Source organism: Stenotrophomonas sp. Steno-Z10-HUANG, assembly GCF_056393075.1.
In genome coordinates this window covers 180,914-193,065 of record NZ_JBWJPA010000005.1, presented here as the reverse complement: position 1 = coordinate 193,065, position 12,152 = coordinate 180,914, and the positions used below count along the sequence as shown (strand labels likewise).

Sequence of the window (12,152 nt, the reverse complement as noted above, 5' to 3'; positions counted from 1 at the left end):
ATGTACGGGCGGCGCCAGCACAAGAACCCGCAGGCCGAGGTCGAGCAGTTCCGGCGCCGTGCGGCGGTTGGCTTCCTCGGCGTGCTGCTGGGGCTGGGCGTGCTGGCCGGCTGGTACTTCAAGCTGCAGGTGCTGGACCACGACGTCTACGCCACTCGTTCGGAAGCCAACCGCATCAAGGCGCGGCCGGTAGTGCCGGGGCGCGGCTTGATCTACGACCGCAAGGGCCGCCTGCTGGCCGAGAACGTGCCGGCGTTCCGCCTGGACGTGACCCCGAACAAGGTCCAGGACATGGCCGCCACGCTGGCCGGGCTGCGCGCGATCTTTTCGTTGAGCGACGAGGACATCGAGCGCTTCAACCAGTCGCGCAAGGCGCGGCGCAGCTTCATGCCGGTGACGCTGAAGCTGCGCGTCAGCGAAGAGGAAATGGCGCGCTTCGCGGTCGACCGCTGGCGCTACCCGGGGGTGGAGCTGGAGCCGTACCTGACCCGCCGCTATCCCTATGGCGACCTGCTGGCGCATGTCATCGGCTATGTCGGCCGGGTCGACGACAAGGACCTGCAGGAGCTGGGCGAGGGCAATGCGGCGCTGACCCATATCGGCAAGTCCGGGCTGGAGCGCTATTACGAGGACCGGCTGCGCGGCAGGATCGGCTACGAGCGGGTGGAGACCAACGTGCAGGGCCGGGCGATCCGCACGCTCGGCCGGGTACCGGCGCAGTCCGGCGCCGACCTGCGGCTGTCGATCGACGTCGACCTGCAGCAGGCGATGGTGACCGCGTTCGGCGAGCAGGAAGGGTCGGCGGTGGCGATCGACCCGCGCACCGGCGAGATCCTGGCCATGGTCAGCCTGCCTTCGTACGACCCCAACCTGTTCGTCAACGGCATTTCCCACGCCGACTTCAAGCGCCTCAACGAAAACCCCTCGCGGCCGCAGTTCAACCGCCTGGTGCTGGGCGGCGTGGCGCCGGGCTCCACGGTCAAGCCGTTCCTGGGCCTGGCCGGGCTCGACAGCGGCCTGCGCCGGCCCGAGGACAAGATCCTCTCGCGCGGCATGTTCTACCTGCCGGGCGTGAGCCGCGGCTGGGGCGACGCCAATCGCGGCGGCCACGGCTGGACCGACCTGCGCAAGTCGATCTCGCAGTCGGTGAACACCTACTACTACCAGCTCGGCGTGGACATGGGCGTGGAGCGCTATGACCAGTACATGGGCGGCCACTACGGCTTCGGCCAGCCCACCGGCATCGACCTGGCCGGCGAGATCGGCGGCATCCTGCCGTCGCCGGCGGCCAAGGCGCGGCTGCGCAACGAGCGCTGGTATCCCGGCGACATGGTCAACGCCAGCATCGGCCAGGGCCTGTGGAAAGTGACCCCGCTGCAGCTGGTGCGCGGCGTCGGCGGGCTGGCCTCCGGGCAGTTGCGCCGGCCGCACCTGGTGGTCGAACAGAAGGTCGGCTTCGACCATGACTGGACGCCGCTGCCGCAACCCGCACCGCGGCCGATCAGCCCCAATCCCGGCAACCTGCAGGCCGTGCGCGAAGGCATGATGGGCACCATGCAGCCGGGCGGCAGCGGCTGGCGGGTGGCGGCCGGCGCGCCGTACCTGATGGCCGGCAAGACCGGTACCGCGCAGGTGGTCAGCCGCAGGGGCACCGCCGCGGTGAACCCGAAGAGCCTGCCGATGCACCTGCGCCACCGCGCGTTGTTCATCGGCTTCGCCCCGGCCGAGGACCCGCGCATCGCCATCGCGGTCGCGGTCGAGGGCGGCGGCTATGGCGGCGCGGCGGCGGCGCCGATCGCGCGCAAGGTGTTCGATGCGTGGCTGCTCGGGGTGATGCCGGACGTGCAGCAGGCCGTCGATGCCAGCGGCGTGGTCGAAGGGGCGGCCAATACCGGTTCCGCCACCTCCGCCTCCGCTCCCGCGGTAGTGCCGGCGGGCGAGCCGTCCCCGACACCGGTACCGGCGCCGTCACCGGCATCGTCGCCGGAACCGGTACAGGAGGAACGGCGATGAGGGACTTCCTGCGCTGGCTGCTGGAAATGGCGCAGCGCCTTACCCGTGGCCTCGACTGGCCGCTGCTGCTGGCGCTGTGCGCGCTGATGGGCATGGGCCTGGCGGTGCTGGACAGCGCCGGCGGCAGCGGCCTGGTGATGGCCCAGGGCGCGCGCTTCGCGGTGGGCCTGGTGGCGATGTGGGCGATCGCGCGGGTGCCGGTGCTGCGCATCCGCGCCTGGACGCCGATGATCTACGCGCTGTCGATGCTGCCGTTGCTGGCGGTGTTCGTGCTGGGCACCGGCAAGTATGGGCGCCAGTGGCTGGACCTGAAGCTGTTCTACCTGCAGCCGGCCGAGCTGCTCAAGGTGAGCATGCCGATGATGGTGGCGTGGTACCTGCACCGGATGCCGTTGCCGCCGCGGATACCGGTGGTGCTGGTCGCCGGCCTGATCATCGGCGTGCCCACCGCGCTGGTGATGCTGCAGCCGGACCTGGGTACCGCCATGCTGATCGCCGCCAGCGGCGTCTTCGTCCTGTACCTGTCGGGCATGCCGTGGTGGTGGTTCATCACCGCCGGCACCGTCGGCGGCAGCGCGCTGGCGGTAGTGCTGTTCGCGCCGATCTCGTGGTTCTCGTTCCTGCGTCCCTACCAGCAGGATCGCATCCTCACTTTCCGTGATCCGGACAACGATCCGCTGGGCGCTGGCTGGAACATCATCCAGTCCAAGATCGCCATCGGCTCGGGCGGATTGACCGGCAAGGGCTGGGGGCTGGGGTCGCAGTCGCACCTGAACTTCATTCCCGAGCAGACCACCGACTTCGCGTTCTCGGTGCTGAGCGAGGAATTCGGCTGGCTGGGCGTGGCGATCGTGATCGCGCTGTACATCTTCATCATCGGCCGCTGCCTGTGGATCGCGGCGCAGTCGCGCGATGGCTTCTCGCGGCTGGTCGCCGGCGCCACCGGCCTGTCGTTCTTCGTCTATGCGCTGGTCAACGGCGGCATGATTTCGGGCCTGCTGCCGGTGGTGGGCGTGCCGATGCCGCTGATCAGTTACGGCGGTACCGCCGCGGTGTCGCTGCTGGCCGGGTTCGGCCTGGTGATGGCCGCGCGCAGCTACAACCCGGTGCACGGCGGCCACGGCTGAGCCGGCGGAAACTGCGACGCCGGTCCGGCCGGGGTTGATCACGATCAAACACCGGAATTAACAAAAGCGTCACAATGCTCCCCGCCACCGGACGCGTCGCGCCGTGGCGGCCGGCCTGCGAATCCGCGGGACGGCAAGGCCGGGATCCGCCGGCCGGGCGTGGGGAGACGCCCGGCACGTGTCGCGATCCGGTCCGGGCACCGGCTGCACCCACTGGGATGGGGGGTGCAGCCGGTGCCCAGATTTTTTCTGGCGTCCGCTGGCGTGGTGCGGCGCGTTCGGGCACGCACGTGGCCGGCAGGAAACGTGCGCTCGGTCGCGGCAGGTGCGGACAGGCCGGTGCATACAGCGGGCCGCCCTCCGCGCCGGGTGCGGAGGGGAGCGGGCAGGGCGCCGCGCCGGTACTTTCCGCTGGCAGCGCATTCAGTTGCCGGGTGGCGGCATGGGCCGCCACCGGCTCCCGGGCCGCCCGTCCCGGGCACTTCCAATCCCTTTGCGATTCATGGTGTTATTGATGGAAATTCATCAATGACCTGTTAATCTCGGCTGATGATTCGACGTGTTCTGGTCTGCTGTCTCACCCTGGGCATGGTCGCCTGCGCGACCCAGCCCCAGGCGCCTGCTCCCGCTCCGCTCGCGGCGGGCAAACCGATAGGCACCGGCGGTACGCCGGCCGAAGCCGTCCCCGAGCGCAGGTCCGACCTGCCGCCGGTGGACCTGACCCCGGTGCCGTTCGAGACCGCGCGCGCCAACTTCGTACGCGATACCGCCGCGCGCTACCGGCTGGACCCGGCCTACATCGAATCGGTGCTGGCGCAGGCGCAGATCCGCGAACCGATCATCGCCGCCATGGCGCGCCCGGCCGAACGGGTCAAGCCGTGGAACGAGTACCGGCCGATGTTCATCAGCCAGGCGCGCATCGACGGCGGCCGCAGGTTCCTGGCCACGCACCGCGATGCCCTGCAGCGCGTGCAGGCGCGCAGCGGCGTGCCGGCCGAGGTGATCGTGGCGATCATTGGCGTGGAGACCAGTTACGGCGCCAACACCGGCAACCACCGCGTGCTCGATGCGCTGTACACGCTGGCGTTCAAGTACCCGCGCAGCGGCGACCCGGAGAAGCTCGAGCGCGAAGTGCGCCGTGAACTGTTCTTCCGCGACGAACTGGCCAAGCTGTTCGAACTGGCCGCGCAGGAGAAGCTGGACATCGCCGCGCTCAAGGGCAGTTACGCCGGCGCGATGGGCATGGGCCAGTTCATGCCGTCCAGTTACCTGGACTATGCCGTGGATGGCGACGGCGATGGCCGCCGCGACCTGTTCACCAGCTACGACGACGTGTTCGCCTCCATCGCCAACTACTTCGTGAAGAAGGGCGGCTGGGTGCGCGGCGGCACGGTCGCGGTGCCGGCCACGCTCGACGCCGGCCGCGAGGAACTCAACCCCGTCGACTGGACGCCGACCCTGGGCCTCGACGCCCTGGCCGCCCGCGGCTACCACCCGCGGGTGCCGGTACGCGCGGCCGGGGCCACCGCCACCCCGATCACCCTGGAAGGCAGCGACGGCAAGCAGTACTGGCTGGGCTTCCAGAACTACTACGCGATCACCCGTTACAACCTTTCCAAGATGTACGCGATGGCCGTGTTCCAGTTGTCGCAGGCCATCGCCGGACAGGAGTTGCCGCCGGCATGAACAGCAAGTGGCTGGTCCCTGCGTTGATCGTCCTCGGGCTGGCTGCCTGCAGCAGCGCGCCACCGAAGTCCAAGTCCGCCGGTAGCGGCCATGGCGCCACGCACGGCAGCGTGGTGCAGGGCCGCGGCGGGCGCCCCGCGCATTGCCCCGAGGGTTCGCCCTACGCCAAGGCACAGGAGGATCCCGGCACGCGCGGCCACTACAGTGCCGGCGGCCTGTACCGCCCGGGCGTCAAGGACAGCACCCCCGATTACGTGCCCGACGTGGCCTGCATCCCGGAACCGGTGGTCAGCGACGAGCCGCGCTCGGCCATCGGCAACCGCTCGCCGTACGTGGTGCTCGGCAAGGAATACCGGGTGATGGAGCGGGTCGACGATTACGTCGAGCAGGGCACGGCTTCCTACTACGGCGCCAAGTTCCACGGGCGCCTGACCTCCAACCGCGAGGTCTACGACATGTACCAGTTCACCGCCGCGCACAAGACGTTGCCGCTGCCCAGCTTCGCCCGCGTCACCAACCTGGACAACGGCGAGTCGGTGATCGTGCGGGTCAACGACCGCGGCCCGTTCCATGATGGCCGCGTGATCGACCTCAGTTATGCCGCCGCGGTGCGGCTGGGCATCACCCAGCGTGGCACCGGCCGGGTGGAAGTACGCGGGCTGACGCCCGGCAGCGACAACCTGCTGGCCTCGCGCGAGACGCGCCGCCCGGCGCGCGCGCGCGCCGCGGCGACGGCCGGCAGCACCGCCGCCGCGCCGCCGTCGCCCAGCCGCATGGACCAGCTGGTCCAGGCGCTGCCGGCCGCCGCGCCGGCACCGGCAACGCCGCGGCCGGCCGAAGTCCACGCCGCCGGTCCGGCGCTGCAGGCGGTGGCCGTGCAGGCGTTGCCGGCGGCCCCCGGCCCATCGTCATCGGCGGCGCCGGTTGGCGCCGCACCGGTGGCGGCCACGCCCGCGCCCGATGCCGCGGCACGCGCGCTGGGCGCGATCCTGCTGCAGGTCGCCAGTTTTTCCAGCCGCGACAACGCCGCCCGCGCGCTGGGGCAGTTGAGTGCGGCCGGCATCGCCGGCGCCACGCTCAGCGACGTGGTCAGTGGCGGACGCACCCTGTGGCGCCTGCGCGTGCCGGCCGACGACGTGGCCAAGGCGGCGGAACTTGCCGGCCGCATCACCGGTCTGGGCTTCGGCAGGCCACAGATCGTCCGCGACTGACTGCGATACACGGCATGGAAGCCACGCTGATCGGGCGCTGATGCCGGTGCGATGCCGCCACCACGCCCTACAATGACCGCCTGTTTTCCATTCCTTGTCCCGACAGGAACCGCTTTCCGATGAAATTCCGCTTTGCCGCCGCCGCCATGGCCACGACGTTCGCCATCGGCCTGGCCTCCGCCCAGACGCCCACCCCGGCCCCGGCGCCGGCCGCCGCCCCCGCCCAGGTGGCGATCCCGCCCGCGCCGGCGCCGTCCACCTCCACCGCGTGGGTGCTGATGGACTACGCCTCCGGGCAGGTGCTGGCCGGCGAGAACATCCACATGCCGCTGCCGCCGGCCAGCATCACCAAGGTGATGACCTCCTACGTGCTGGCCGCCGAGACCCGCAACGGCAAGATCAAGCCCGACGACCAGGTGATGATGAGCGAGCGCGCCTGGCGCGAGGGCGGCGCCGGTACCGATGGCAGCTACAGCGGGTTCCCGGTCAACCAGACCGCGCGCCTGGAGGACATGGAAAAGGGCATGGCGATCCAGTCGGGCAACGATGCCGCCATCGCCCTGGCCGAGCATGCGGCCGGCAGCCAGGAAGCCTTCGCCGCGCTGATGAACAACTATGCCGCCAAGATCGGCATGAAGGACTCGCACTTCGTCAACGCCCACGGCCTGACCGCCGACGGCCACCAGTCCAGCGCCTACGACCTGGCGCTGCTGGGCCGTGCCTTCGTGCGCGATTACCCGGAAACCTACGCCTACAACAAGATCAAGGAATTCACCGTAGGCAACATCACCCAGCCCAACCGCAACCTGCTGCTGTGGCGCGACCCGAGCGTGGACGGCATCAAGACCGGGCATACCTCGGCGGCCGGCTACTGCCTGCTGAGTTCGGCCCAGCGCGGCGACCAGCGGCTGATCGCGGTGCTGATGGGCGGCGCGTCGGAGAAGCAGCGTGCCGATGACAGCCTGGCGCTGCTGAACTGGGGCTTCCGCTTCTTCGAGACCCACCGCCTGTACGAGACCGGCAAGGCCGTGACCACCCAGCACGTGTGGAAGGGCGCCGCCGACGAGGTGCAGCTGGGCGTGGCGCAGCCGCTGCTGGTCAGCGTGCCGCGCGGCCGCTACGCCGACCTCAAGCCGAGCATGGACGTGCCCAAGCAGCTCGTCGCACCGATCGCCGCCGGCCAGCAGATCGGCACGGTGAAGGTGACGCTGGACGGCAAGGTCGTCGCCGAATCGCCGCTGGTGGCGGTGCAGGCGGTGGAAGAGGGCGGCTTCTTCAAGCGCCTGTGGGACGCCTTCATGATGTGGTGGAAGTCCTGACCCTGTCCACGAAAAAGCCGGCGCAAGCCGGCTTTTTTGATGGGCCGGCGCCGGCCGTGGCGATCACAGCGTGCGGCTGATGGTGAAGCTGCCGAACACCGGCCGCTGCTTCTGCCCCTCGAATTCGCGGCTGCGGTGGTAGCGGGCCAGCGCGAACTTCCACTTGCCGCGCATCAACGCCACGCCGTAGCCGATCTCGCCGACCAGTGCGCGCTTGTCCACGCGGTGGCTGTCGCGGAAGGTGTTGCCGTCCAGGGTGATGTCGCGCAGCACCCAGCGCGCATCGGCGGTCGCGAACAGGTGCCCGGACCAGCCGGCCGCCCTGCCGCCGCGCGTCGGCGCGGTGTTCTCGCCCGCCGGACGCAGCGGCGAGCTGCCGAAATCGTCCGGCAGCTGCCAGCCGAAGCGGACTTCGCCGCCGCCGTTGCCGTAGGTCGCCAGGTTGCCGAGGGCGCCGCCCCAGTGGCTGATCGCGTCCCAGCCCCAGCCGGCGGCGTTGTTCGCCGGCCAGCGCCGCATCCGTTCATGCAGCAGGCGCAGCACCGGCTCGTCGTGCAGTTGGTTCTTCCAGCCCCTGAATTTCTCGTCGCCGAGCACGCCGTGCACGGCATCCTGCACCTGCCTGCCCTGTGCGGACGGGCCGACCATGCCCAGCGCGAGCTGGGTGGTGCGCAGGCGGTCGCCGTTGCGGGCGTTGTAGCCGAAGTTGACCAGCAGCACGCCGGCATAGGGGCGGTCGTCGGCGATCAGGTCGGCGCGGCTGCTGTCGGTCGGCGTGAACAGCCCCTGGCCGACACTGAAGATCATGTTCTGCTGCTCGAACCCGCCCGGCTGCAACCGCTCCAGGTGGCGGTTGATCCAGCGTGCCGGCGCCGGCAGGCAGGAGTCGTCGGTGTAGTCGGCCAGGTTCGGCGAGACCAGGGTCAGCATGGCCCCGTTGGTATAGCCCTGGTCCTGGTGGGCACCACCGAACAGGTCGTTGTCCACGCGGAAATTGACCGCGGGCGGGTGGTCGTGCAGCGCGCTGCCGCTGCAGGTATCGGGCGGCGGGGGCGCGGCGCTGACGGGGCTGCCGGCCAGCGCCAGGGACAGCGCCAGGGACAGCCGGAGGCGGGTGTGCATGCGCTCGGATCCGGGTCGTTGAAGTGCGCGCAGCTTAACGGCGCGGGCCGGGTGGGCGCAGTGGCGATCGCGGATCACATCGTTGCAGCGCCGCCGGCGGGCGCCGCGAACCGTGACCGGTGCCGGTTGGAAAGCGTCATGGCCCTGCGGTAGCATCGCCGCCGACCACTCCGCGCTTGCCATACTGGCTGCCTGCAAGGACCAGGACCCTGTCGCTGGGTTTTCAGACCAAAGGAACGCGCCCGCCACGCGGCGCAGGTTAACGGGGAATACAACACTATGCGTAATGTCTTTTCGCCGCTGATGGCGGCTGCCCTGACCGTGGGTGTCGCCGCGGTCCTGTCCAGCCAGCCGGCGCAGGCGTCGTTCAAGAACACCGGTACCCAGGCGCAGGAGCAGCGCAAGCAGGCGGCCGCCCAGATCCCGGTGTGCCAGCGCCCGATCGGCACCATTTCGGTGATCGAGCCCGAAGACGCCACCAACTGGTGGACCGGCCAGCAACTGCCGGCGCCGTCGCGGCTGATCAAGGTGTTCGTCAGCCGCTCGCGCTGCTTCACCCTGGTGGACCGCGGCGCCGGCATGGCCGCCGGCCAGTTCGAGCGTGAGCTGGCCGCCAGCGGCGACCTGCGCGGCCGCTCCAACGTCGGCAAGGGCCAGATCAAGGCCGCCGACTACGTGATGATCCCCGACCTGGTGTCCCAGAACAGCAACGCCGGCGGCAACGCCATCGGCGGCCTGCTGGGCGGCCTGATCGGCGGCAAGGCCGGCGCGATCGTCGGTGGCCTGAACTTCCGCAGCAAGACCGCCGACGTGGTGCTGACCGTGACCGACGTGCGCTCCTCCGAGCAGGTGGCGATCTCCGAGGGCTCGGCGCGCAAGAGCGACATCGGCTTCGGTGCCGGCGGCGGCCTGTTCGGCGGCGGCGGCTTCGGTGCGGCCGGCGTCGGCGGCTATGCCAATACCGAAATCGGCCAGGTGATCACCATGGCCTACCTGCAGGCCTATACCGACATCGTCGCCCAGCTCGGCGGCCTGCCGGAGAACGCCTCGGCGGCCAACGCCCAGCAGGCGGTCACGGTGACCCGCCCGGGCCGCCTGCTGGCCAACGCCAAGGGCACCGGCGCGCCGGTGCGCTCGCTGGATCCGGGCATGATGCTGTACCCCACCGGCAACAAGGAAGGCGTGATGTGGGAAGTCGAGGACGAGCTGGGCAACAAGGGCTGGGTCTCCTCGACCCTGCTGGAGCTGTCCAAATAAGCGAGGGTACCGGCCGCGGCCGGTACGCTTCGGGTAGGTGCCGGCCGTTGGCCGGCACATGCACCGGCGCCAGCGACAACGCAGCTTTCCACGGAAGGGCCGCCCGCAGCGGCCCTTCCGCGTTCCCGGACCTTGGGTTTGCCGGCCCGCGCCCCGATAATGGCGGGCATGGAAATCAAGTCCGACAACCCCGAACACGGCTTCCAGTTTCCCGGCACCTTCGAGTTGAGCGCCATGGGCGCGGCCAACATCGGGCTGGAGCACGAGCTGCCGCGGCTGCTGCTGCAGGCGGGCGTGGATGTGCTCAACGAGCGCATCAGCTGGAAGCACTCGTCCAACGGCAAGTACGTGTCCGTGCGCATCGCCTTCAAGGCCGACAGCCGCGCCCAGTACGACGCCGCGCACGTGGCCCTGCGCAACCACCCGGAAGTGAAGTGGACGCTGTAGGCGCCTGCGCGGCCGCGGCCGCGGCGGCAGGCGGCGGCAGGGTCCGCGTGGCGACGCTGCGCGACCTCGGCCGCCAGGCCTATGCGCCGGTCTGGCACGCGATGCAGCGCTTCACCGACGCCCGCGACGACGCCACCGTCGACGAAGTGTGGGTGGTCGAGCACGACCCGGTGTTCACCCTGGGCCAGGCTGGCAAGGACGAACACGTGCTGGCGCCGGGCGACATCCCGGTGCTGCACGTGGACCGCGGCGGCCAGGTGACCTACCACGGCCCCGGCCAGATCGTGGTCTACCCGCTGCTGGACCTGCGCCGGCTGGGCATCGGCGTGCGCGACTACGTGTGCCGCATCGAGCAGGCCATCATCGACACCCTGGACGAGTGGAACATCGTCGCCGAACGCCTGGAAGGCGCGCCCGGCGTGTACGTCGGCGGCGCCAAGATCGCCGCGCTCGGCATCCGCGTGCGCCGTGGCTGCAGCTTCCACGGGCTGGCGTTCAACGTCAGCCTCGACCTGGAGCCCTTCCACCGCATCAATCCCTGCGGTTATGCCGGGATGCAGGTGACCTCGGTGCTAGACTTGGGCGGTCCTTCGGGCATCGCGGCGGTCAAGCCGGTGCTGCTGTCCCACCTGGCCCGGCAGTTCGGGCTGGACCTGCGCGACGATCCCGGACTGCCCGACCTGACCATGCGGCCCTGACGCCGCCGGAACGCCATGAACGAATCCTCCCACCGCTCCATTCCCCTGCAGGTCCTGCAGGGTGACACCCCGTCCGCGCCGCTGCAGGCCGGCGCCAAGCAGCTCGGTGGCGACAAGATCAACCGTTCGCCGGTGCAGTTCGCCGAGGCCCCGGTGCTGCGCAAGCCGTCGTGGATCCGCGTGCGCATCCCCTCCGGCAACGCCGTCCAGCAGCTCAAGGCCAAGCTGCGCGAGAACCGCCTGGTGACCGTGTGCGAGGAGGCCAGCTGCCCCAACATCCACGAGTGCTTCGGCCACGGCACCGCCACGTTCATGATCCTCGGCGAGGTCTGCACCCGCCGCTGCTCGTTCTGCGACGTCGCCCACGGCCGGCCCAAGCCGCCGGACGCCGCCGAGCCGCTGCACCTGGCGCAGACGGTCAAGGACATGGGCCTGAAGTACGTGGTGGTCACCAGCGTCGACCGCGACGACCTGCGCGATGGCGGCGCCGGCCATTTCGTCGACTGCATCAGCGCCATCCGCGAGTTCAGCCCGGGCACCCGGATCGAGATCCTGACCCCGGATTTCCGTGGCAAGGGGCGCATGGAGCGCGCGCTGGAGATCCTGGCGGCCAATCCGCCGGACGTGTTCAACCACAACATCGAGACCGTGCCGGACCTGTACCGCAACGTGCGCCCGGGCGCGGACTACCAGTGGTCGCTGACCCTGCTGCAGAAGTTCAAGGCGCAGCACCCGGGCGTGCCGACCAAGTCCGGCATCATGCTCGGCCTCGGCGAAACCCTGGAGCAGGTGCAGGCCACCCTGCGCGACCTGCGCGCCCACGACGTGGAAATGGTCACCATCGGCCAGTACCTGCAGCCCACCCCGCATCACCACCCGGTGCTGCGCTACTGGACACCGGACGAGTACAAGGCGCTGGAGGAGTACGGCTACGCGCTGGGCTTCCACCACGTGGCGTCCGGGCCGATGGTGCGTTCGTCCTACCACGCCGACCGCCAGGCCGCCGGCGCCGGGGTCGGCTGACCCGCGTCCGGCGCACGCCGCCGGCCGTTGACCCGTGCCACCCTGCGGTGGCACGGCGCCGTGCCGCCGCCGGTACCCGCGCCGCGCGGCCCGGCCACGTGGCACAGGCCTGCTTTTCCGGTTCCGCCGCCCCGGCCGCGCCCTGGCCCGGGAGCCTCGCCCCGGCCGCCGGGCGATCGCCGGGCACCGCGCTTGCCCTTGCGGGAACGACCACTGTGGCCGTGGCCGGGGTGGCCGCCGCCGCGGTGC

General features: G+C 70.5%; 10 protein-coding genes. 9 read left to right on the top strand and 1 reads right to left on the bottom strand.

The features are described 5' to 3' along the window. From mrdA to AC06E6_RS09105, 5 genes are all read left to right on the top strand, one after another. Complete coding sequence (gene mrdA, locus AC06E6_RS09125) at nt 1-2,013, top strand: penicillin-binding protein 2 (protein ID WP_478061044.1); 2,013 nt, start codon at nt 1-3, stop codon at nt 2,011-2,013. Beyond that, nucleotides 2,010-3,140 (top strand): rod shape-determining protein RodA, encoded by a 1,131-nt coding sequence (gene rodA, locus AC06E6_RS09120; protein WP_104938028.1) that lies wholly within the window; start codon nt 2,010-2,012, stop codon nt 3,138-3,140. Before mrdA ends, rodA begins: the two co-directional genes overlap by 4 nt. A 549-nt stretch (nt 3,141-3,689) precedes the next feature. Continuing rightward, on the top strand, nt 3,690-4,826 hold the full coding sequence (mltB, locus tag AC06E6_RS09115) for a lytic murein transglycosylase B (protein ID WP_313228803.1): 1,137 nt from the start codon (nt 3,690-3,692) through the stop codon (nt 4,824-4,826). Then, entirely contained in the window at nt 4,823-6,037 is a 1,215-nt protein-coding gene (locus AC06E6_RS09110) for a septal ring lytic transglycosylase RlpA family protein (protein ID WP_313228806.1), read from the top strand. Before mltB ends, AC06E6_RS09110 begins: the two co-directional genes overlap by 4 nt. Before the next feature lie 119 nt (nt 6,038-6,156). Further along, the gene (locus tag AC06E6_RS09105) at nt 6,157-7,356 is read left to right on the top strand and encodes a D-alanyl-D-alanine carboxypeptidase family protein (protein ID WP_104938031.1); all 1,200 of its coding nucleotides are present in this window, start codon (nt 6,157-6,159) and stop codon (nt 7,354-7,356) included. A gap of 63 nt (nt 7,357-7,419) precedes the next feature. Here AC06E6_RS09105 and AC06E6_RS09100 read toward each other — a convergent pair whose 3' ends face one another. Then, nucleotides 7,420-8,478 carry a lipid A deacylase LpxR family protein gene (locus AC06E6_RS09100; RefSeq protein WP_478061040.1) on the bottom strand — a complete coding sequence of 353 codons (1,059 nt, stop codon included), beginning with the start codon at nt 8,476-8,478 and terminating at the stop codon, nt 7,420-7,422. A 303-nt stretch (nt 8,479-8,781) separates the two neighbouring features. Between AC06E6_RS09100 and AC06E6_RS09095 the strand changes: the two genes are divergently transcribed. From AC06E6_RS09095 to lipA, 4 genes are all read left to right on the top strand, one after another. Further along, entirely contained in the window at nt 8,782-9,735 is a 954-nt protein-coding gene (locus AC06E6_RS09095) for a CsgG/HfaB family protein (RefSeq protein ID WP_104938032.1), read from the top strand. Between the two features lie 168 nt (nt 9,736-9,903). Then, complete coding sequence (locus AC06E6_RS09090; RefSeq protein WP_104940108.1) at nt 9,904-10,182, top strand: DUF493 family protein; 279 nt, start codon at nt 9,904-9,906, stop codon at nt 10,180-10,182. Between the two features lie 47 nt (nt 10,183-10,229). Then, nucleotides 10,230-10,880, top strand: a complete 651-nt coding sequence (gene lipB, locus AC06E6_RS09085) for a lipoyl(octanoyl) transferase LipB (RefSeq protein ID WP_240213386.1) — start codon at nt 10,230-10,232, stop codon at nt 10,878-10,880. A gap of 15 nt (nt 10,881-10,895) precedes the next feature. Next, nucleotides 10,896-11,903, top strand: coding sequence for a lipoyl synthase (gene lipA, locus AC06E6_RS09080; protein ID WP_161615593.1), 1,008 nt, complete (start codon nt 10,896-10,898; stop codon nt 11,901-11,903). Nucleotides 11,904-12,152: the final 249 nt, after the last annotated feature.

What these genes read in the sequence shown, in the direction of transcription:
- mrdA (WP_478061044.1), top strand. Translation starts at nt 1, where the DNA reads ATGTACGGGCGGCGCCAGCACAAGAACCCGCAGGCCGAGGTCGAGCAG.
- rodA (WP_104938028.1), top strand. Translation starts at nt 2,010, where the DNA reads ATGAGGGACTTCCTGCGCTGGCTGCTGGAAATGGCGCAGCGCCTTACC.
- mltB (WP_313228803.1), top strand. Translation starts at nt 3,690, where the DNA reads ATGATTCGACGTGTTCTGGTCTGCTGTCTCACCCTGGGCATGGTCGCC.
- AC06E6_RS09110 (WP_313228806.1), top strand. Translation starts at nt 4,823, where the DNA reads ATGAACAGCAAGTGGCTGGTCCCTGCGTTGATCGTCCTCGGGCTGGCT.
- AC06E6_RS09105 (WP_104938031.1), top strand. Translation starts at nt 6,157, where the DNA reads ATGAAATTCCGCTTTGCCGCCGCCGCCATGGCCACGACGTTCGCCATC.
- AC06E6_RS09100 (WP_478061040.1), bottom strand. Translation starts at nt 8,478, where the DNA reads ATGCACACCCGCCTCCGGCTGTCCCTGGCGCTGTCCCTGGCGCTGGCC.
- AC06E6_RS09095 (WP_104938032.1), top strand. Translation starts at nt 8,782, where the DNA reads ATGGCGGCTGCCCTGACCGTGGGTGTCGCCGCGGTCCTGTCCAGCCAG.
- AC06E6_RS09090 (WP_104940108.1), top strand. Translation starts at nt 9,904, where the DNA reads ATGGAAATCAAGTCCGACAACCCCGAACACGGCTTCCAGTTTCCCGGC.
- lipA (WP_161615593.1), top strand. Translation starts at nt 10,896, where the DNA reads ATGAACGAATCCTCCCACCGCTCCATTCCCCTGCAGGTCCTGCAGGGT.